Annotated in this window: 23 protein-coding genes; 1 reads left to right on the top strand and 22 read right to left on the bottom strand. The window is 70.1% G+C overall.

What is annotated here, in order from left to right; genetic code table 11:
* Positions 1-102 precede the first annotated feature (102 nt).
* From RPX00_RS23495 to ffh, 18 genes are all read right to left on the bottom strand, one after another.
* Positions 103-1122: a tyrosine recombinase XerC gene (locus RPX00_RS23495; RefSeq protein ID WP_406642481.1), complete on the bottom strand. Its 1020-nt coding sequence runs from the start codon at positions 1120-1122 to the stop codon at positions 103-105.
* Between the two features lie 51 nt (positions 1123-1173).
* Positions 1174-2346: a DNA-processing protein DprA gene (gene dprA, locus RPX00_RS23490; protein ID WP_406642480.1), complete on the bottom strand. Its 1173-nt coding sequence runs from the start codon at positions 2344-2346 to the stop codon at positions 1174-1176.
* On the bottom strand, positions 2343-2561 hold the full coding sequence (locus tag RPX00_RS23485) for a hypothetical protein (RefSeq protein ID WP_406642478.1): 219 nt from the start codon (positions 2559-2561) through the stop codon (positions 2343-2345). Before RPX00_RS23485 ends, dprA begins: the two co-directional genes overlap by 4 nt.
* 189 nt (positions 2562-2750) lie before the next feature.
* On the bottom strand, positions 2751-4262 hold the full coding sequence (locus RPX00_RS23480) for a YifB family Mg chelatase-like AAA ATPase (RefSeq protein WP_406642476.1): 1512 nt from the start codon (positions 4260-4262) through the stop codon (positions 2751-2753).
* A complete protein-coding gene (locus RPX00_RS23475) occupies positions 4262-4642 on the bottom strand; it encodes a YraN family protein (RefSeq protein WP_406642474.1) in 381 nt (126 codons plus the stop codon). Before RPX00_RS23475 ends, RPX00_RS23480 begins: the two co-directional genes overlap by 1 nt.
* A 241-nt stretch (positions 4643-4883) precedes the next feature.
* Positions 4884-5207, bottom strand: a complete 324-nt coding sequence (locus RPX00_RS23470) for a DUF2469 domain-containing protein (RefSeq protein WP_003096226.1) — start codon at positions 5205-5207, stop codon at positions 4884-4886.
* Positions 5204-5992 carry a ribonuclease HII gene (locus RPX00_RS23465; protein WP_406643055.1) on the bottom strand — a complete coding sequence of 263 codons (789 nt, stop codon included), beginning with the start codon at positions 5990-5992 and terminating at the stop codon, positions 5204-5206. The genes RPX00_RS23470 and RPX00_RS23465 overlap by 4 nt, the downstream gene beginning before the upstream one ends.
* Before the next feature lie 92 nt (positions 5993-6084).
* The gene (gene lepB, locus RPX00_RS23460; RefSeq protein WP_406642472.1) at positions 6085-7011 is read right to left on the bottom strand and encodes a signal peptidase I; all 927 of its coding nucleotides are present in this window, start codon (positions 7009-7011) and stop codon (positions 6085-6087) included.
* A gap of 31 nt (positions 7012-7042) precedes the next feature.
* Positions 7043-7411, bottom strand: coding sequence for a 50S ribosomal protein L19 (rplS, locus tag RPX00_RS23455; protein ID WP_009074470.1), 369 nt, complete (start codon positions 7409-7411; stop codon positions 7043-7045).
* A gap of 196 nt (positions 7412-7607) precedes the next feature.
* Positions 7608-8354 carry a tRNA (guanosine(37)-N1)-methyltransferase TrmD gene (gene trmD / locus RPX00_RS23450; protein ID WP_406643054.1) on the bottom strand — a complete coding sequence of 249 codons (747 nt, stop codon included), beginning with the start codon at positions 8352-8354 and terminating at the stop codon, positions 7608-7610.
* A 5-nt stretch (positions 8355-8359) separates the two neighbouring features.
* Positions 8360-9067 carry a hypothetical protein gene (locus RPX00_RS23445; RefSeq protein WP_406642470.1) on the bottom strand — a complete coding sequence of 236 codons (708 nt, stop codon included), beginning with the start codon at positions 9065-9067 and terminating at the stop codon, positions 8360-8362.
* A gap of 10 nt (positions 9068-9077) precedes the next feature.
* Positions 9078-9593 carry a ribosome maturation factor RimM gene (gene rimM / locus RPX00_RS23440; RefSeq protein WP_406642468.1) on the bottom strand — a complete coding sequence of 172 codons (516 nt, stop codon included), beginning with the start codon at positions 9591-9593 and terminating at the stop codon, positions 9078-9080.
* A 27-nt stretch (positions 9594-9620) separates the two neighbouring features.
* Complete coding sequence (locus RPX00_RS23435) at positions 9621-9860, bottom strand: RNA-binding protein (protein ID WP_003103110.1); 240 nt, start codon at positions 9858-9860, stop codon at positions 9621-9623.
* The gene (rpsP, locus tag RPX00_RS23430) at positions 9857-10300 is read right to left on the bottom strand and encodes a 30S ribosomal protein S16 (RefSeq protein WP_406642466.1); all 444 of its coding nucleotides are present in this window, start codon (positions 10298-10300) and stop codon (positions 9857-9859) included. The genes RPX00_RS23435 and rpsP overlap by 4 nt, the downstream gene beginning before the upstream one ends.
* Before the next feature lie 177 nt (positions 10301-10477).
* On the bottom strand, positions 10478-11269 hold the full coding sequence (locus RPX00_RS23425) for a lysostaphin resistance A-like protein (RefSeq protein WP_406642465.1): 792 nt from the start codon (positions 11267-11269) through the stop codon (positions 10478-10480).
* A 107-nt stretch (positions 11270-11376) separates the two neighbouring features.
* The gene (locus RPX00_RS23420) at positions 11377-12099 is read right to left on the bottom strand and encodes a lysostaphin resistance A-like protein (RefSeq protein ID WP_406642463.1); all 723 of its coding nucleotides are present in this window, start codon (positions 12097-12099) and stop codon (positions 11377-11379) included.
* Positions 12100-12143: 44 nt separating this feature from the next.
* Positions 12144-13217 carry an amidohydrolase family protein gene (locus RPX00_RS23415; RefSeq protein ID WP_406642462.1) on the bottom strand — a complete coding sequence of 358 codons (1074 nt, stop codon included), beginning with the start codon at positions 13215-13217 and terminating at the stop codon, positions 12144-12146.
* Complete coding sequence (ffh, locus tag RPX00_RS23410; RefSeq protein WP_406642460.1) at positions 13214-14755, bottom strand: signal recognition particle protein; 1542 nt, start codon at positions 14753-14755, stop codon at positions 13214-13216. Before ffh ends, RPX00_RS23415 begins: the two co-directional genes overlap by 4 nt.
* A gap of 291 nt (positions 14756-15046) precedes the next feature.
* Here ffh and RPX00_RS23405 point away from each other — a divergent pair, with 291 nt between their 5' ends.
* Complete coding sequence (locus tag RPX00_RS23405; protein WP_406642459.1) at positions 15047-15487, top strand: MarR family winged helix-turn-helix transcriptional regulator; 441 nt, start codon at positions 15047-15049, stop codon at positions 15485-15487.
* A gap of 198 nt (positions 15488-15685) precedes the next feature.
* On the opposite strand, the gene RPX00_RS23400 is transcribed toward RPX00_RS23405, so the two are convergent.
* The 4 genes from RPX00_RS23400 to RPX00_RS23385 form a co-directional block, all read right to left on the bottom strand.
* Entirely contained in the window at positions 15686-16063 is a 378-nt protein-coding gene (locus tag RPX00_RS23400; RefSeq protein WP_406642457.1) for a hypothetical protein, read from the bottom strand.
* A 170-nt stretch (positions 16064-16233) separates the two neighbouring features.
* On the bottom strand, positions 16234-18531 hold the full coding sequence (locus tag RPX00_RS23395; protein WP_406642456.1) for a [protein-PII] uridylyltransferase: 2298 nt from the start codon (positions 18529-18531) through the stop codon (positions 16234-16236).
* A 3-nt stretch (positions 18532-18534) separates the two neighbouring features.
* Positions 18535-18873, bottom strand: coding sequence for a P-II family nitrogen regulator (locus RPX00_RS23390; RefSeq protein ID WP_406642455.1), 339 nt, complete (start codon positions 18871-18873; stop codon positions 18535-18537).
* A complete protein-coding gene (locus RPX00_RS23385) occupies positions 18870-20237 on the bottom strand; it encodes an ammonium transporter (RefSeq protein ID WP_406642453.1) in 1368 nt (455 codons plus the stop codon). The genes RPX00_RS23390 and RPX00_RS23385 overlap by 4 nt, the downstream gene beginning before the upstream one ends.
* Positions 20238-20373: the final 136 nt, after the last annotated feature.

Genomic DNA, 20373 nt, shown 5'->3' with positions numbered 1-20373 from the left:
TCGTTCTCGGCGTGCTGCTCAGTGTGGTCTCCGTGCTCGTGCGGATGCGCGTGCGCCGGCGGTTCGGCCCTGCCGTCCTCGGCCGAGCCGCCGCCGGCCCCTTCAGGCCCGCGGGTGTGCTCGGTCATGGATCGCCTTCAGCCGATCGACGGTCACATGAGTGTAGAGCTGGGTCGTGGCCAGCGTAGCGTGACCAAGCAGTTCCTGAACGCTCCTGAGATCGGCACCTCCTTCGAGCAGATGCGTCGCGGCGGAATGCCTTAGCCCGTGCGGCCCCATGTCGGTTGCGCCCGGCACCGCGGCCACCGCCTCGTGCACCACCCGGCGCGCCGCGCGCGGGTCCAGGCGCTTGCCGCGAACGCCCAGGAAAAGCGCCGCCGGCGGCGTTTCCCCAGCCAGCGCGGGCCGTCCGTCCTCCAGCCACGCGGTCAGCGCCTCGGCAGCCGGGACGCCGAACGGAACTGTCCGCTCTTTGTCTCCTTTGCCCACCACCGAAACCACGCGCCGGGAAAAGTCCACACTGCCGACGTCCAGTCCGCACAATTCCGACACCCGAATGCCGGTCGCGTACAGCAACTCGACTAACGCGCGATCACGCAGCGCAACCGGATCCCGTTCAGCCGCCCCTTTCGCGGAGGCGTCCATGAGCGCGCCAGCCTGCTCAGCCCGCAGCACTCCGGGCAGGTTCCGGTGCGCGCGCGGCGCGGACAGCCGCCCGCCTGGGTCCGACTTCAGCAAGCCCGTGCGGTGCGCCCAAGCCGTGAACGTGCGCGCGGCCGCGGCGCGGCGCGCGAGAGTGGTGCGCCCGGCGCCGTCCGAGCGTTGTCCCGCGAGCCACGCGCGCAGCTGCGTGACGTCCAAGTCCTCAAAGCGCCGCGCGGGACGGTCGCCCTCCCCCACGGTCAGGAACGCCAACAGCGAAACGACGTCGCCGACGTACGCGCGCACGGTGTGCGGCGACAGCCCACGCTCCAGCGACAGATGCCGTTCGTAACCAGCCACCACCGACTCGGCGGACTCCGGCAATTCGGCGCGGAGAGCACGAAGATCGGGTCGTGGCGGGCGTTTCCGGTGTCCACCGGGACGCGGGACCGCGTCCTCGCGTGCACTCGCTGAGGGCATGGCGATTACGCTGCGCGAACCATCGCCATTGGTCAAGCATCGCCACGCCCATCATCGGTTGGCCGTTCGGACGATCTGCCGCCAGCCGGTCTCGCCGCGCACCGCGAAGCCGTCGATTTCCAGTGCCGGCAACAAGGCCCGAACTCGGGAAACCGGCACTCCAGCGCTTTCCGCGACCTCCTCCGGAGCCCGTCCGGCTCGCGGGAGCAGCGCGTCGTAAACCCGCGACGCCTCCGGTCCGAGATTGTCCGTGGGACGACGGCTCGACTCGGACACGGGAGCCACCGTGCCGAACCTGCCTACGGTTTCGAGCACCTCGTCGACTGAGGTGACCAACGTGGCCTTGCAGTCCCGGATCAGCGCGTGGCAACCGGCTGAACTGCCCGAACGCACTGATCCCGGCAACGCCATCACCACCTTGCCGAGCGCACCCGCGATGGTGGCGGTGTTGCGCGCACCGCTGCGGATTCCGGCCTCCACAACGACTGTGCCGTCGGTGAGAGCTGCGATCAGACGGTTGCGCACCAAAAATCGGTGCCGCGCGGGCGGAGTCTTCGGTGCGTACTCACTGACCAGCGCGCCGCCCTCGTCGATGATGCGGTTCAGCAGGGGGATGTTTCCTGCCGGGTACGCATAGTCGACCGCGCATCCGAGCAACGCGACCGTCACCCCGCCGCCGGTGAGCGCGCCTCGGTGAGCTGCGGCGTCGATACCCAGCGCCGCGCCGGAGAAGACCGGTACTTGGCGGGTTGCCAAGGCATGGCCGATCTCAAGGGCGTTGTCCACGCCGTACTCGGTGGCCATCCGGGCACCGACTACCGCGACCGCGCGATCGGCTGCTTCGGCCAGGCTTACGCTGCCGCGCACCCACAGTCCGAGCGGAGCGGCCACGTGTTTCACGCCGTTTCCGGTCGCTACGGCCATCGACAGCAGCGGCCAGGCTGGCCACTCGTGGTCTTCGGGAACCACGAGCCGGGCACCGGCTTTGGCGGCTTCCTCAAGATCCTGTTCCGCTAGGGCGGATTCCCGGCGCGCGGCCGTTTCGCGGAGGACCTGATGCGGACAGTCCGCGGCGCGAACCCGTTCGGCTGCGACGACCGGGCCGTGCTCGCCGACGAACTCCAGCAGGTGGGGTGCCGGTGGTTCGGCTACCCCGAGCAGATACGCGCGGGCGAGCCGTTCGGAGTCGGTCGCCGCGGTCTGATCCTGGACGGCGACGGTCATGCCGCACCTCTTCGGCGAACCGGGTTCTCGTTGGGCACGACGGCGAGATGGCGATGGAGCGCCAGCCGTTCTCGGACGCGGACCGGGTCGTGTTCGGGGCGGACTTCCCTGCGCCGCACCGGATGCAGATGCCGGACGATCTTGTGCTGCGGCGTTTTCGGCCTGCGGTGCCGGGTGCGCGGCGAGGTTGAGGGGACGGCTCGGTGGTGAGACATGGGTGATTCCTTTCGTTGAGGTTCCGGGCGGGCGGGATTGCCGGTCCGGAGTGGGACATCTCGTTGAGGCGGGGTGGGTGCCCGTGTTCGAGCGCGGCGGTTCGGCCGACAGGATCCTCGCCGGATTTCGAGCGCGTCCGAAATGTCGGCTCGTGGTCCGGTCAAATGGCATATGCCAATCGGGGCGGGTTAGGCGGATTTGCGTTCTCGGAAGTCGAGGGCGGCGGTGACGTGGTCGGTGTCGGGTTGGGACAGGGCGGCCAGATCGGCCAGGGTCCAGGCGATGCGGAGGCAGCGGTCGGCTCCTCGGGCGGTGAGGAGGCCTCGGTCCAGGGCTCGGTCCAGGACTGCGGTGGCGGGTGGTGGCAGGGCGAAATCTCGGCGCAGGACGGGGCCTGGCACTTCGGTGTTGGACTGCCAGCCGTGTTCGTGCCAGCGGTGTTTTGCGCGGTCGCGGGCGGCTAGGACTCGGGTGCGGACGGCGGCGGACGGTTCGGGGGTGGTGGATTGGTGGGCGGAGATGGCGGTGAGCGGGCGCAGTCGGACGCGGAGGTCTACTCGGTCCAGGAGCGGGCCGGAGAGTCTTGACAGGTAGCGGCGGCGGGTGGGGACCGAGCAGGTGCAGTCGGTTTCGCGGGGTGGGGCGCAGGGGCACGGGTTGGTTGCCAGGACCAGCTGGAACTGTGCGGGGTAGCGGACCACGCCTTTGGCTCGGGCGATGCGGACTTCTCCTTCCTCCAGGACGGTGCGGAGCGAGTCGAGGCGTTGGTTGCCGAATTCGCAGGCCTCGTCTAGGAAAAGCACGCCTCGGTGGGCGCGGCTGATCGCGCCTGGGGCCGCTAGGCCGGTGCCGCCGCCGATGAGGGCTGGTGGGCTGATTGAGTGGTGTGGGGCGACGAAGGGCGGGACTGTCACCAGGGGCGACGACTTCGACAGGGAGCCGTCTACGGAGTGGATGGCGGTTACTTCCAGGGACTCGGCTGGGGATAGGTCGGGCAGAAGGCCGGGGAGTCTTCTGGCGAGCATGCTTTTGCCTACGCCGGGCGGGCCGGTGAGCAGGAGGTGGTGGCCGCCGGCTGCGGCGACCTCTAAGGCCCAGCGGGCTTCTGGTTGGCCTACGACGTCGGCTAGGTCGGGGGCTGCTTCCGGGGTCGCAGGGGCTGGGGCGGCGGGAGGTTCTAGGTCGGCTTCGTCTTTGAGCCAGGCGATGAGGTCGGCTAGGCGGGTGACGCCGGAGACTTCCAGGCCGTCTACTAGGGCGGCTTCGACCAGAGATTCGCTGGGGACTACGGCGCGTTCGTGGCCGGCGGCCTTGGCGGCGAGCAAGCCGGGGAGGACGCCTCGGACGGGGCGGATCCGGCCGTCTAGGGCTAGTTCGCCCAGGAGGATCGTGTGCAGGAGTTTGCGGGCAGGAACAGCGCCGATGGCGGCCAGGACGGCGGCGGCGATGCCCAAGTCGTATCCGGAGCCCATTTTGGGCAGGTTGGCCGGGGACAGGGCCAGCGTGATCTTGCCGTCGGGCCACGACTGGCCGGAGTTGCGGACGGCGGAGCGGACTCGGTCCTTTGCCTCGCGGAGACCGGCGTCGGGCAGGCCGACCAGGGTTACCCGGCTCAGGCCGCCGCCTAGGTCGGCTTCTATTTCGACTACGCGGCCTTCGATGCCGAGCAGCGCGACGGACCAGGTTTTGGCGTGCGGCATCAGAAAGCTCCTACGAGATGGCGCACGACCGGCTCTTCGCCATCAGGCGCGTAGACGGTGACGACGTCGTAGCGAATACGGCACCAGCCGACGCGGTGTTCCTTGAGCCAGCGCATCGCGGCTCGGTGGACGCGGTCGATCTTTTCCGGCGTCACTGACTCGGCGGGAGTGCCGTATTCGGTGCTGGAGCGGGTTTTGACCTCGCAGAAGATCACTCGGTCGCCCTCGGAAAGGACCAGGTCGAGTTCGCCTTCGCGGCAGTGCCAGTTCCGGCTCAGCAGGACCATGCCGGCGGCCTGCAGATGCCGGGCGGCGAGGTCCTCGCCCCAGCGGCCGAACGTCCGGCGCCAGTGCGCACCGGGGTGCGGGCCGTGGTTCATGGTGTCCCCCTCGGACAGCGGGTGCACCGCCGGTCACGGTGCGTGTGCTTTCACGATCGCAACGTGATCAGCCCCAGCGCCAGGGGGATTTCGGTCAGCTGTGGATAAGCCGGGGGTTGTGGATCAAAGCCCGGTCCGTGGGCAAGCAGACCGGAGAATTGTCGGGGCGGTGTGCGGGGCGGGTGGAGACGACGAAGGCCACCCGGCAAGTGCCGGGTGGCCTCGTGGCGAAAAGGCGGGGTCAGCCCGAGAACGGGCCGTCCTCGGGGAGCCGCAGGTCGGGTTTGTCGAGTTCCTCGACGTTGACGTCCTTGAAGGTGATGACCCGGACGTGCTTGACGAACCGGGCGGGGCGGTACATGTCCCACACCCAGGCGTCCGACATGCGCACCTCGAAGTACACCTCGCCGCCGCCGTCGCGGACCTGGACGTCCACTGCGTTGGCCAGGTAGAACCGCCGCTCGGTCTCCACCACGTACGAGAACTGGCCCACTATGTCGCGGTACTCGCGGTACAGCGACAGTTCCATCTCGGTCTCGTACTTCTCGAGATCCTCTGCGCTCATGAAATCCGCGCCCCTCCTCGCGTTCGTCCTGCTCCGGCGGCGGAGCGTTCATTCTTACCCACCGAGCGGCCCGGGGCACGGACCGGCCCGCCCGCTTTTTCCAGCGCATTCTCCAGTGCAGCGTAGGTCAGCACGACCGGATGCGGGGCAGTGAGCCCGTGTGCGAGGGCAACGGTCGCGACATTCGTGTAGGACCAGCGGTGCACCGGGCTCGGGCCGTGCTCGCTCAGCGCAGCCAGATGGTCCGAGGTGCTGTAGCCCTTGTGCACGTCGAAGCCGTAGGCGGGCAGCTCTTCGTGCAGGCCGGTCATGATCCGGTCCCTCGTCACCTTCGCCAGGACGGACGCCGCCGCGATGCTCGCGACGCTGCGGTCCCCCTTGATCACCGCGACATTCGGCGCGGGGATGCCGGGGACCGGGAAACCGTCGGTGAGGACGTATCCGGGATGAGTGCGCAGGCCGGCGACGGCGCGGCGCATGCCCTCCAGGTTCATCACCCGGATGCCGAGCAGATCCACCTGCTCGGAAGGAATGACGATCACCGAGTAGTCGAGGGCGCGTTGCAGGACCCGGTCGTAAACCCGGTCCCTGGCCTTCGCGGTGAGCATTTTCGAATCGGTCAGCTCGGGCAGGCGGGCGCTGTCGCCGGGACGGAGCACGCACGAAGCGACCACGAGCGGGCCCGCGCACGCTCCGGCACCGGCCTCGTCGACCCCAGCGACCGGGCCGAGGCCGCGTCGTTCGAGTGCGCCTTGCAAACCCCAGAACAGCTCGCCGCGCACCACCGCGCGCGGCGGGCGCAGCGGTTCTGCCGGAGTGCGGGGAGGAGGGAGAGTCACCGAAGCACCACCCGGAAGTCACGGACGGAGCGCACCGCTTACCGTCTCCGGCCGGCCGCCTTGCGGAGGCCCGCTTTCAGCCGGCGGCCGACGAAGAGCGTCGGCACCGCGGTGGCGAAGCCGATGCCGAGCGGCAGCCCTTGCTGCCACGCGGGCGCGCCGAGCGCGACCGGCTGCGCGTTCTCCTGCGGATTGTGGTCCGTGATGCCGCCCCAGCGGCTCGGCGGCAGCACGATGATGCGGGCCTTGCCGATGACGTCGTCCACCGGAACGGCACCGTTGGGACCGCCGCCGCCCTGGTAGCGCGAGTCGGCGGAGTTGTTGCGGTTGTCGCCCATCACCCAGAGCGCGCCCTGCGGGACCTTCACCGGGGCGAACGACTCCTGCACGCGGTGGTTGTCGTCTTCCCAGTGGATGTAGGGCTCGTCGAGGGCCTTGCCGTCGACCATCACCCGGTTGCGGTCGTCGCAGCACTGGACCGTCTGGCCGCCGGTGGCGATGACGCGCTTGACGAAGTCCCGCTCGTCCGGCGGGGCGAACCCGACCAGCGAGCCGAGACCGCGCAGCGCGCGCACGACGATGTTGCTCGACTCCTGCGGCGCGATCTCGTTCTCGGTCCACGCGGGCGGGCCCTTGAACACGATCACGTCCCCCGGGGAGGGGTCGGTGAAGTCGTAGGTGACGCGGTCGACCAGGATCCGGTCGCCGGTGCAGCCGGGGCAGCCGTGCAGCGTGGACTCCATGGACCCCGACGGGATCATGTAGACCTTGGCGAGGAACGCCTGGATCAGGATCGTGAGCACCAGGGCGATCACGATCAGGATCGGCAGTTCCTTCCAGAACGACCGCTTTTTCGAGGGCTTGCCCCGCCGGTGCGACCCCCGACGCCCGCCGGACCGTTCCTGGTCCTCGTCCGGGCGTTCGGGGTCGTCCTCATCGGCGTTCCGCGACACAGGTTCGACCACGTCGCCAGGCTACCGGTAACCGGTTCGTCACTCAGGAAGCGGAGGTGGTCTCGCGGTTCTCGCGGCGCTCCTTGATCTTGGCCTTCTTGCCGCGCAGCTCGCGCAGGTAGTACAGCTTCGCCCGGCGGACGTCGCCGCGCTTGAAGACCTCGACCTCGGCCAGGTTCGGCGAGTGCACCGGGAAGGTGCGCTCGACGCCGACGCCGAACGAAACCTTGCGCACGGTGAAGGTCTCCCGGATGCCGCCGCCCTGACGGCGGATCACGACGCCCTGGAAGACCTGGTTGCGCTCGCGGTTGCCCTCGATGACGCGGACGTGCACCTTGAGCGTGTCGCCGGGGCGGAAGTCCGGGATGTCGGAACGCAGTGACTGCGCGTCCAGCGCGTCCAGGGTGTTCATCGGTGGTCCGTCCTCGTATTCGTGTGGCTTACGTACAGCTTGAGCGCGCAGTGGAGTGCACTGCGACTTGCCCGGGGCTGATGGCATTCACAGCTGGCGTCGCAGGCCTAATTAGCCGTTCGGTTATAAAGCAATAACCGCGCACTCCGCCAACCAATCCATTATGGCAGAGGCCCCCGGGGACCTCGCACGGGGCCTATCCGGGCTGGTCGCCGAGCTGGTCGAGCACCTCGCGGTCCCGCTCGTCCAGGCTGCCCTCGGGCAGCTGGGCCAGGAGATCCGGCCGCCGCCGCGCGGTGCGTTCCAGCGCCTGGTCGCGCCGCCAGCGGTCGATGAGCGCGTGGTTGCCCGAGCGGAGCACGTCCGGGACAGCCAGGTCGCGCCACACCTCGGGGCGGGTGTAGCTGGGGCCTTCGAGCAGGCCGTCGGAGAACGAGTCCTCGGCCGCGGACCGCGCGTTGCCGAGCACGCCGGGCAGCAGCCGGACCACGGCCTCGACGATCACCAGCACCGCGGCCTCGCCGCCGACCAGCACGTAGTCTCCGATCGAGACCTCGTCGACCGGCATCCGGCGGGCCGCGTCGTCGACGACCCGCTGGTCGATGCCCTCGTAGCGGCCGCAGGCGAAGACCAGGTGCTTTTCCTCGGCGTAGGCGTGCGCCAGTTCCTGGGTGAACGGCTTGCCCGCCGGGGTCGGGACCACGAGCCGGGTCCCGTCGCCGCACACGTCGTCCAGTGCCGGGCCCCAGATCTGCGGCTTCATGACCATGCCGGGGCCGCCGCCGTAGGGCGCGTCGTCGACCGCGCGATGGACGTCGTGGGTCCAGTCGCGCAGGTCGTGCACGCCGACCTCGATGAGGCCGCGATCGATCGCCCGGCCCAGCAGCGCGGCGCGCAGCGGATCGAGGTACTCGGGGAAGATGGTGACGACGTCGATGCGCAAGCGGTTTACCAGTTCCAGTACTCGGTGGCCTCGGCGTGCCACGGGCTCGGGACGTCCTGGTCGATCGCGAAGGCCATGCCGAGCCCCTTCGCGATCTTGATGCTGCGGTGCAGCGTCTTGCGGATCGGCGACCCGGCGGGCAGCCCGTTGTCGTCCGACCAGGTCTCGGTCTGGGTGACGCAGGTGCGCGCTCCGAAGCGGGCGCTCGAGCACGGGGCGGGCGCGCCCCACGTCTGCAGGTGCTCGAAGTGGACGACCTTGCCCGAACTCTGCTCGGTGATCGTGCCGCGCGCGACGAGCCGGTAGTCAGCGGACGGGACGGTCCAGCGCACGTAGTGCTGGCGGCCGCCGTCGGACGGGATCGGCGTGCAAGTCGCGCCGTTGCAGACGGACTCTTCGGTGACCCGCTGCGAGTAGTACGTGCCGTTGCCGTCCCAGCCGTCGAGCAGCACCCAGTCGCCCGAGCGGACGAAGTGCTCGGCGGTCGCCGGCGGCCACGTGACCGGGTCGCCCCAGGTGATCTGCGATTCGGTGGCCGACTGCGGCGACCACGCCCACTGGAACGCCTTCTCCCCCGGCGGGGCGTACTGGCCGGCGCTGCGCTGGAACATCAGCGAAAAGTCGCCGTACACCGGCGAAGCGGCCTGCGCGGGCGGCGCGGCGAATGCGGTGGCCAAAACGGCCGCGAAGGCGGCCTTCACCCAGAACTTCACGAACTCCCCCTCAGTCAGCGTCGAGGAGGCCTTCGGGCGGATCGAGCACGACCCGGCCCCCCGCGACATCCACCACCGGAACGATGGCGCGGACGAAAGGTACCAACACCGAGCGCCCGTCGTGATCGAGTTCGAGCAACTCTCCGGCGGGCGAGTGGACCACCTCGACGACCTTGCCTACGACGGTCCCGTCGGTCAGCTCGGCACGAAGGCCGGCCAGCTCGTGGTCGTAGAACTCGTCCGGGTCGCCGGTGGGCGGGAGGGTTTCGGTGTCCGCGAGCAGCAGGGCGCCGCGGAGGGTTTCCGCGACGTCGCGCGTGAGCACTTCCTCGAAACGCACCAGCAGCCGCCCGCTGTGTTCGCGGGCGGCTGCGATGGTGAGTTCTCTCTTGCTGCCGTCGCGCAGCTTCGTCGTGACGGCCGCACCGATCGCGAACCGCTGCTGCGGCGAATCCGTGCGCACGTCGACCGCGAGTTCTCCGCGGATGCCGTGCGCCTTCGCGATGCGGCCGACTACGACGTCCATCCTGACCGTTCTTCCGAGGATCTCGGGTCAGCGATCGGTGTCGACGACGTCCACGCGGACGCCTCGGCCGCCGATGCCGCCCATCACGGTGCGCAGGGCGGTCGCGGTGCGCCCGCCCCGGCCGATCACCTTGCCGAGATCGTCGGGGTGGACGTGCACCTCAAGCGTGCGGCCACGGCGCGTGGTCAGCAGCTCGACCCGGACCTCGTCCGGGTTGTCGACGATCCCGCGCACCAGGTGCTCGAGGGAGTCGGCGAGGAAGCTCACTCGGACTTCTCGCCCTCAGCCGCTTCGGCCTCGGCCTTGTCGGCCTTCTTCGGGGCCGACTTCTTCTTCGGCGTGACGGCCTCGGTGGAGGGCTCCTCGCCCGCCGCGGCCAGCGCCGCGTTGAACAGGTCCTGCTTGGACGGCTTCGGCTCGGCCACCTTCAGGGTGCCCTCGGCTCCCGGCAGGCCCTTGAACTTCTGCCAGTCGCCGGTGATCTCAAGGATGCGCTGGACCGGCTCGGTCGGCTGCGCGCCGACGCCCAGCCAGTACTGCGCCCGCTCGGTGTCGACCTCGATGAAGCTCGGCTCTTCCTTCGGGTGGTACTTGCCGATCGTCTCGATGGCCTTGCCGTCCCGGCGGGTGCGCGCGTCGGCGATGATGATGCGGTAGTACGGCGCACGGATCTTGCCGAGGCGCTGCAGCTTGATCTTGACGGCCACGGGTGTGGGTACTCCTCAGTGCTGTGTGGTGCGGGGCGCGCGCGGAACCCGTGGGGACAGGCTTGCGGCGCCCGGAGGTCAGGAGCTTCCACACGGCGAGAGGGTCCGGCGGAAGCGGGCAAGCAAACATTCTGCCAGACGCCGTCGTTGTGCCTGCGCAGGGGCTCCCCGCAAGCGTCAGAAGGAGGCGAGGCCGAGCGCGCCGAGCAGGATCGCGACCGCGGGCAGGAAGTTGTTGACCGCGTGCGCGACGATGCCGCCCGCGAGCCGTCCGGTGGACAGCCTGGCCAGCCCGATCGGGATGGAGATCACCAGCAGCAGCGTGGTGCGCAGCGGTTCCAGGTGGCTGGCCGCGAACACCGCGGTGGACAGCAGGAACGCGGCCACGCGCCCCCACCGCTCGCTGCGCCACTGCAGCCGCTCCACCGCGCCCCAGAGCAGGCCGCGGTAGATGATCTCCTCGCAGATCGGCCCGAGCAGCCACAGGTAGCCGAACATCACCGCGGCCGCGGGCACGGACATCTTGCGGTCGTCCACCAGCGCGCTGATCGCCGAGGTCGCGTCCGCCGAGCCGACCAGCTGGGTCCACACGTAGGCGCTCAGCGTGGTGAGCACGAGGCCGAGCGCGCCGAATTTGAGGCCGGTCCAGACGTCCGCCCAGCGCCATTCGAGGCGCAGGTCGAGCTTCGGGCCGTTGCCGCGGACGACGGTGATCAGCACCGCGACGCCGGCGGCGATCATGGTGGGCAGCATCGTGCCGAGCAGCACCGTGCCGATCGGCAGCGGGCGGCCGGGGGCGGTGGGCCCGGCGAGCGCGCCGATGAACGCGGCCGAGGCCAGCAGGACGGCCTCGACCAGCAGGAACGCCCCGAATCCCCAGCGATGTGCCGGGAACGCGGTCGGTTCGGCCACGAATTCCTCCGGGGAGAGCGCGCTGGAGAGGGGTTCACGGGGCTGTGATGTGGTCACGCCCGCCTCCCCGTGCTCGCTCTGCTCACCGGTCGAGCCTAGCGGCCGGAATGGTTTCGCACAGTACTCGGCCGGTCACTGGTTTCCCGGTGTTTTCTCAGTGCCGGTCAATGCCCGGTGAACAGCAGCACGGCGGGCGGCAGGTTGTTGGCCGCGTGCGCGAGCACGCTCGCCGAGGTCCGGCCGGAATAGTGCCGCGCCAGCCCGAGCACGAGACCCTGGCCGAACAGCGCGATCGTGCGCGTGGTCTCGCCGTGCAGCAGCGCGAACACCAATGAGGTGAGCACGAGCACCACCCACGGCGGGATCTTGTAGTGCGACAGCGCGTTCCACAGCGCGCCGCGCAGCAGCAGTTCCTCGGTGAGCGGGACGGCGATCACCAGCACCAGCGCCGTGGTGACGAGCCAGACCGGGCTGCCGCCCGAGACGTCGGGCAGGTCGGTGAGCGGGCTGTCGGACACCTCGTCGCCGCCGAAGACGGCGATTTCGGCGGCGTTGAGCACGAAGCCGACTACGAGCGCGAGCGCGCCACAGGCAAGGCCGATACGGAGATCGCGGCCGCGGACGCGAAGCCCGAAGTCGCGTTCGAGGCCGCGGCCGTAGCGCGCGGAGCCGATCACCGGGCCGAGGCCGAGCACGAGGTTCGGCAGGAACGCCAGCAGCAGCAACGGTCCCGCGAACGCCTCGACCGGATCGTCGTCGCCGACGTGGCGGTTGAACGCGGACGCGGTGAGGAGGGTGACCAGGTAGTAGCCGGCGACTCCGAGGAAGAACACGGCGAAGGCCCAATGGGCACCCAGAATTCGCCTTCCCCCACCGTCCGCGGCCACGGGGTTAACGCTATGTGCTTGTGCCGTGGCGCGCCGAGGCGGGGTCAGTGGAAGACGGTGCCGCCCAGGACGATGTGGGTCGGGTGGCGCAGTGCGGCGAGGTCGGCGCGCGGGTCGTCCGCGTAGATGATCAGGTCTGCCGGAGCACCGTGCTCGATGCCGGGGTGGCCCAGCCATTCGCGCGCTTCCCAGGACGCGCTCGCGAGCGCCTGCGTACGCGACATTCCCGCGCGGTGCAGCGCTTCGACCTCGTCGGCGATACGGCCGTGCGCGACCATGCCGCCCGCGTCTGTGCCCGCGAAGACGCGTACGCCCGCTTCGACCGCCGAGGACACCATCTCGGCGACGCCAGCGTGCAACGCGCGCATGTGGGCCGCGTACGTCGGGTACTTGCCCGCTTTGTCCGCGATGCCCGGGAAGTTCTCGATGTTGATGAGCGTGGGCACCAGCGCGACGTCGCGGCGTGCGAGTTCGGCGAGCTGGTCTGGCGACAGCGCGGTGCCGTGTTCGAGACAGTCGATGCCCGCGCCGATCAAGCCCGGCAACGCCGCTTCGCCGAACACGTGCGCCGTGACGCGCGCGCCGAGGTCGTGGGCGACCTGGATGGCTTCGGCGAGCACGTCGTCCGGCCACAGCGGGGCGAGGTCGCCTTGGCCGCGGTCGATCCAGTCGCCGACGAGCTTGACCCAGCCGTCGCCGTCGCGGGCCTGTTCGGCGACCGCTTCGGGCAGCAGCGCCGGGTCGTCCAGTTCGATCGCGAACCCGGGGATGTACCGCTTGGGCAGCGCCAGGTGGCGTCCGCAGCGGATGATCGTGGGCAGGTCGGCGCGCGATTGCAACGGCCGGACGTCGAGCGGCAGGCCGCAGTCGCGGATCAGCAGGGTGCCCGCGTCGCGGTCGGTCGCGGCCTGGTCCGCCGCCTCCGCCACCGACAGTCCGCCGTGCGGGCCGAGGCCCGGGTGGCAGTGCGCGTCGACGAGCCCGGGGACCACGAATCCGCCGGAGGACAGCGTTTCCGCGCCGGGAACCGGCTCGAACGACAGCTTTCCGTCCTGGATCCAGAGGTCACGCGGTTCGCCGTCGGGCAGAACGGTGCCGGAAAGGTGCAGCGGGCTCAATTCTTCTTCGGGTCCTTCGGCAGCTTGAACTTGGTCGGGTCGAAGCCGGGCACGTCGTTCATGCCGCCGAGCTGGGACAGGTCCGGCATTCCGCCGGGCATGCCGCCGCCGGGGGGCAGCATCGGCATGCCGCCGGGCATCCCGCCGCGCATCTTCGGCTGCGTGGGGCCCTTCTTGCCCTTCTTCCCCTTCTTGCCCTTGCGGTTCTTGCTCCCGCCGCCTCCGCCGCCGAAGCCGAACCGGCCGGCCATCTGCGCCATCATCTTGCGCGCCTCGAAGAAGCGGTTGACCAGGTCGTTGACCTCGCGGACGGTGACCCCGGAGCCGTTCGCGATGCGGAGCCTGCGCGAGCCGTTGATGATCTTCGGGTCGGCGCGCTCGGCGGGCGTCATGCCGCGGATGATCGCCTGCAGCCGGTCGATCTGCTTGTCGTCGACCGAGGCGAGCTGGTCCTTCATCTGGCCCGCGCCGGGCAGCATGCCGAGCAGGTTGCCGATCGGGCCCATCTTGCGGACGGCGAGCATCTGCTCGAGGAAGTCCTCCAGCGTGAGCTGCCCGCTGGTGAGCTTCTGCGCGGCCTGTTCGGCCTGCTCCTGGTCGAAGTGCTGTTCGGCCTGCTCGATCAGGGTCAGCACGTCGCCCATGCCCAGGATGCGCGAGGCCATCCGGTCCGGGTGGAACGTGTCGAAGTCTTCGAGCTTTTCGCCGTTGGACGCGAAGAGGATCGGCTGGCCGGTGACCTCGCGGACGGACAGCGCGGCACCACCGCGGGCGTCGCCGTCCAGCTTCGTGAGCACCACGCCGGTGAAGCCGACGCCGTCGCGGAACGCCTCGGCCGTGGTGACCGCGTCCTGACCGATCATGGCGTCGACCACGAACAGGACTTCGTCCGGCTGCACGGCCTCGCGGATGTCCGCGGCCTGCTTCATCAGCTCTTCGTCGACACCCAGGCGGCCCGCGGTGTCGACCACGACGATGTCGTGCTGCGCGTGCTTGGCCTCTTCGATGGCGCGGCGGGCGACGTCGACCGGGTCGCCGACGCCGTTGCCCGGCTCCGGCGCGAAGGTGGTGACGCCCGCGCGCTCGCCGACGATCTGCAGCTGGTTGACCGCGTTCGGGCGCTGGAGGTCACAGGCGACCAGCATCGGCGCGTGGCCCTGCTTCTTCAGCCACATCGCGAGCTTGCCGGCCAGCGTGGTCTTACCAGCACCCTGGAGACCGGCGAGCATGATCACCGACGGCGGGTTCTTGGCCAGGTTCAGCCGCCGCGTCTCGCCGCCCAGGATGCCGACGAGTTCCTCGTTGACGATCTTGACGACCTGCTGCGCCGGGTTCAGCGCCTGCGAGACCTCGGCGCCCTTCGCGCGGTCCTTGATCTTCGCGATGAACGCCTTGACCACCGGGAGCGCGACGTCCGCTTCCAGCAGCGCGATGCGGATCTCGCGCGCGGTGGCGTCGATGTCGGCGTCGGACAGCCGGCCCTTGCGCGAGAGCGACTGCAGGGCCGAGGTGAGCCGATCGGAGAGGGTGTCGAACACGGGGGTGCACGCTCCAGCTGGGTCGAAAGTTCGCGTGCCGGGCGGTGCTCGGCACCCCCGGCATCTTCCGAGGGTAGCCGCCCCGGCAGCCCGGCCTTCACGGGTACGGGAAGGGTACTACGCGCTGGCTTACCAACTGAGCTGAGGACATTGGGTCAACCAGGCGGAAACCACTCGAACCGGCTCCGGAATTCCGTAAACCCAGGCGTATGACATTGGCTACTGCCCGGCGTCCGACGCTCGCCGAACCGGCGGGGACGGGCGCGCGGGGAAGCCGCCTAATCTGGCCGTATGCAGACCGAACCCGCCGACGACCTGGCGACGCTGGCCCGGGCGGTGCGCGAGGGCGTCGGGCGGCTGAACTGGCGGATGCGCGCCGAGGCGGACGCGCCCGCTCCCGGGCCCGCCGCGCTGGCGGTGCTGTCGCGGCTGCACCAGGGCGGCACGCACACGCCGGGCGAGCTGGCCGAGGCCGAGCGGATGCATCCGCAGTCGCTCACGCGGGTCCTGGCTTCGCTGGCCGAACGCGAGCTGATCACGCGCACCGCGGATCCGGCGGACGGGCGGCGGTCGCTGATCGACATCACCCCGGCAGGGCTGCGGACGCTGCGCGACTGTTCGGCCGCGCGGGAGGCCTGGCTGGCCTCGGCTCTCGAACGGACGCTCAGCCCGACCGAACAGGAGCTGCTCCGGCTCGCGGCCGGACTGCTGACGCGGATCGCGGATTCCTGAGGCCCGGGAGTTCCGGGGCGGCCGCTCCCCACGGCCGTCCCCGGAACCGTGGCGGAAGGACTCACCTCCCCGGGAGCCTTCCGCCGCGGGCACGCGGAGCGGTTCCCCCTCGACCACCCGGCGTTGGGGAGAAGTCTGCCTGCCGGGACCGGGCGCACGGCAGCGTGAAGTCCCTCAATCGGGACTGAGTAGGACTACTCAAACGCGAGTGTCGGGACCCGCGGACTCGCTCGTGAACTCGAAAAGCGGTTCCGCGTCGGCGAGTTCTTCGGCCGAGCAGCTCACCGCGCACGCGGCGGCCTGGAGGACTTCGGTGAGCACCTCGACCTCGGACGGCGAGACGGCGGCGAGCGCGGGGTTGCGGACGTCCATGCGCCTGGCGAGACCGGCGAGCGCGTGGGAAAGCGCGTGCTGTCCGGCGACGAGCTGAGTGACGACGTCGGACAGTTCGCCGAGGGTGGCCGCGGATCCGTCGCCGCGCAGCAGGGCGGAAAGTTCTTCGGCGCAGGTGCGGAGGTGTCCGGCGACGACTGTCGGGGGCAGCGAAAGCTCCGGCAGGTTCTCCTGACCTCGCACCGCGTTCACCTCGCCCCCTGGGTCGGACCTGCCATCCTGCCACCGGAACCGGCCCTCGCATCCCCGACACCCCGGACGGGTGAGCCCGGATGGCGCAATGCGGCCCGCTGTGCCTGGCCAGCGGTCCGTGAAGGACTCCTTGCGGGAATCAAGGAGTCCTTCACGGACGGTCAGGAGACGGCGGCCAGGACGGCGTCGGTCACGGTGGTCCGCCACTGCGGGGTGAGGTGACCGGACCGCGGGGACAGGGCGAAGGAGTCGACCACGGCGCCGCCGAGGGTCGCCGCCTTCGCCCAATGGACGTCGGCCTCGGCGCGGCGCAGGGCGCTCGCCACGCGGAACAGCAGGCCGATGCGGTCCGGGGCGCGCAGTTCGAGCACGACCGCGTCCGGGCCGCTTGTTTCGTCGTCGAACCACCGCACCACCGGCTTGACCACGACCGGCGACGCGGTGGCGTAGTCGCGTTCCTTCGCGGCCAGCCGTTGCGTGAGCGGCATCGTCCCGGCCACGGCTCGGGCGAACTGTTCCCGCAACAGCGCGGAATCCGGCAGCGAGCCGAACTTCGGCGACGCGGTGAAGACGCCCGCGCGTCCGTCGCGCAGGACCGCCGAATGGACCTCCAGCGAGTTCAGCGCCAAGACCCCGGCGGCGGGAGCCAGCAGTTCGCGGCCCGCGGGCACGGCCAGCAGCACTGTGACGACCTTGCCGTGCGAGGAGATGCGGATCTGGCCGGCTCCGGTCCGCGCGGCCTCGGCGACCAGCTCGCGCTGGTCGTCGTCCAACGGCTCGGGCGGGGTGAAACCCTTGCCGTGCACCGCTTCCTCGCAGCCGCTGACGAGTTCGGCGAGCAGCCGGTCCTTCCAGTCGGTCCACACGCCGGGCCCGGTGGCCAGCGAATCAGCGCGGGTGAGCGCGTGCAGGAGTTCCAGCAGGACGACGTCGCGGTCCAGCGTTTTCACCACGCGCGAGATGGTCGCCGGGTCGCCGATGTCGCGGCGGGTCGCGGTGTGCGGGAGCAGCAGGTGGTGCCGGACCATGGCGGAGACCGTCGCGACGTCCGCGGGCGGCAGGCCCAGCCGTTGCGCCACCGAAGCCGAGATTTTCGCGCCCAGTTCGGAGTGGTCGACCTCGCGGCCCTTGCCGATGTCGTGCAGCAGCGCGCCGATCAGCAGCAGGTCTGGCCGCGACACGGTGGTGGTCAGCTTCGCTGCTTCGACGCACGCCTGGACGAGGTGCCGGTCGACTGTCCACTGGTGTACGGGCGACCGCGGCGGAAGGTCTCGCACGGCGCCCCATTCCGGGAACAGGCGGGACCACAAGCCGGTGCGGTCCAGTGCCTCGACCGCGTCGACCAGCCCCTCCCCCGCGCCCAGCAACTCGACGAGGGCGTTGCGGGCGTCGTCCGGCCACGGCTCGCGCAGTTCGGGCGCGGAGTCCGCGAGCGTCCGCAAAGTGCCTGGCGAGATGGGTTTTCTGGTGCGCGCGGACGCGGCGGCCGCGCGGAGCAGCAACGCTGGGTCCTTTGCGGGCAGTGCGTCGCGGGCCAGCGCCACCTCGTCGCCGTGCAGCACGACGCCCTCGGCCAGCGGGCGTCGGACTGGACGCCGGCCGAAGCGGGGCCGTGGTTGCTCCACAGTGGACCGAAGGGCGACGTCGACGGCGTACGCGATGGTCCGGCCCGCGCCGGAAAGCTTGCGCGCCAACGTGAACCGATCGCCTAGCTCCAGCTCGTGCGCTACGACGTCGGCGTCCGCGGCACCGAGGATGTCTCGTTCGCGGCGCACTTCCCGGCGCAGTTCGGTGCGGACGTCGAGCAGGAGTTGCTTGGCTGCCAACAGTTCTTCGCCCGGCCGTGCGGTGAGCTGGGCTGCCGCGAGGGCTTCCAGGATGCCGAAGTCGCGGAGGCCGCCGCGGCCGTGTTTGAGGTCCGGCTCGGCGGATTGGGCGATCTCGCCGCTGCGCCGCCACCGCGTGTGGACGGATTCGGCCAGCTCGGGCAAGCGTTTGCGGGCGGTGCGCCGCCACTGGTCGCGCGCGGCGGCCGCGAGCCGTTCGGCGAGTCCCGGGTCGCCGGCCAGGTGCCGGGCGTCGAGGAGACCGAGCGCGGTGCGCAGGTCGTCCGCCGCGACTTTCAGGGCCTCGCCGGGAGTGCGGACCGAATGGTCGAGGCCGACCCGCGCGTCCCACAGCGGGTACCACAGCGCGTCGGCGATCTCCCCGATCTGACTGTTTCCGTTGTGCAGCAACAATAAATCGAGATCGGAGTACGGCACCAGCTCGCGCCGCCCCAACCCCCCGACGGCGACCAGCGCGACACCTGGGTCCGAGGTGTCGACGCCGGCCGCCGCTGCTCCCTTCCCGAGCCAGAACTCGTACAGATCGACCAAGGACGTCCGCAATGCGGGTGCCCCGTGCCGGCCTTCGAGCAGCAGTGCCGTGGCTCGGGCTAGTTCTCCCCCGTCGGTCATCGGCTACAGCGCGTCCGTGCCGCGTTCGCCGGTGCGGACCCGGATCACGGTCTCCACTGGCGTCACCCAGACCTTCCCGTCGCCGATCTTGCCGGTGTGCGCGGCGGTGGTGACCGCGTCGAGGACCTTCTCCACGACGGCGTCGTCCGCCACGACCTCGATCTTCAGCTTGGCCACGAAATCCACCGAGTACTCGGCTCCCCGGTAGACCTCGGTGTGGCCCTTCTGCCTGCCGTAGCCCTGTACCTCGCTCACCGTCATGCCGAGCACGCCCAGCTGCTCCAGCCCGGAGCGGACGTCGTCGAGGGTGAACGGCTTGACGATCGCGGTGATGAGCTTCATGCCTTGCTCTCCTCGAGTTTCGTGACGGGCTTGACCGGGAACGTCGCCGAGTGGCCGAGGCCGCCCATGCCGGTGAAGTCGTAGGCGCTCTCCGCGTGCTGGCCCTCGTCGATGCCGCTGACCTCGTGTTCGGCGCTGACGCGGAACCCGCCCGCCTTCTTGATCGCGAAGCCGATGATCAACGTCATGACGAAGGAGTAGCCCAGCACCGCGAGCGCGGCGACCGCCTGGATGCCCAGCTGCTTGAACCCGCCGCCGTAGAAGAGGCCGTCCGCGCCCGCCGAGTTCACGCTGGTGGTGGCGAAGAATCCGATCAGCACGGTGCCGACGAGGCCGCCGACCAGGTGCACGCCGACGACGTCGAGGGAGTCGTCGAAGCCGAAGCGGAACTTCAGCGAGATGGCCAGCGCGCACAGCACCCCGGCGATCACGCCGATCGCGATCGAGCCGAGCGGGGTCACGAAACCGCAGGCGGGCGTGATCGCGACCAGCCCGGCCACCGCGCCGGACGCCGCGCCGAGCGTGGTCGGCTTGCCGAACTTCAGCTGCTCCACGATCAGCCAGCCGAGCACGGCGGCCGCGGTGGCGACGGTGGTGTTGGTGAACGCGACGCCCGCGAGGTCGTTCGCGCCGAGCGCCGACCCGGCGTTGAAGCCGTACCAGCCGAACCACAGCAGCGACGCGCCGAGCAGCACGAACGGGACGTTGTGCGGCCGTCCGGTGTCCTTCGGCCAGCCCTTGCGCTTGCCGAGTACCAGCGCGAGGGCGAGACCCGCGGCGCCGGCGTTGATGTGCACCGCCGTGCCGCCCGCGAAGTCGAGCGCCTTCAGCTGGTTGGCGATCCAGCCGCCCACCGCGTCCTTGCCGGTGAATCCGTCGAACGAGAAGACCCAGTGCGCGACCGGGAAGTACACGACGGTCACCCAGATCGCCACGAAAAGCGTCCAGCCCCAGAATTTCGCGCGATCCGCGATGGCGCCGGAAATCAGCGCCGGGGTGATGATCGCGAACATCAGCTGGAACATGCAGAACGCGAGCAGCGGCAATGCGTCCGGCCCCGGCCAAGGCACCGCGGGCGGGCCTTCGCTCGCGAGACCGACGAGCTTGCCGAACGCGTCCGACAGGCCGGCGTAGTCGAAGTTCCCGACCAGGCCGCCGAATGCGTCGTCGCCGAAGGACAGCGAGAACCCGAAGAGCACCCACAGCACCCCGACTATCGCGAGTGCGATGAAGTTCATCATCAACATGTTCAAAACGCTCTTCGCGCGGACCATGCCGCCGTAGAAGAACGCGAGGCCTGGGGTCATGAGCATGACCAGCGCGGCGCTGATCAGCACCCAGGCGGTATCTCCGGCGTTCAGCACAATCGTCCTCCCGTGCCGTGGGCAACTGCAGAGGAAGTGTTGGGCGCGGGTGTTTCGCGGGGCTTCGGTTCACGTTTCCCCCGCGTGAACTCCGGTGCGCTGGTTGTTACGGGAACGTTTCCGCGATCATGGGGCG

The organism is Amycolatopsis sp. WGS_07 (assembly GCF_045278895.1).
Taxonomy (GTDB): domain Bacteria; phylum Actinomycetota; class Actinomycetes; order Mycobacteriales; family Pseudonocardiaceae; genus Amycolatopsis.
This window is presented reverse-complemented; position numbering and strand designations above follow the sequence as displayed.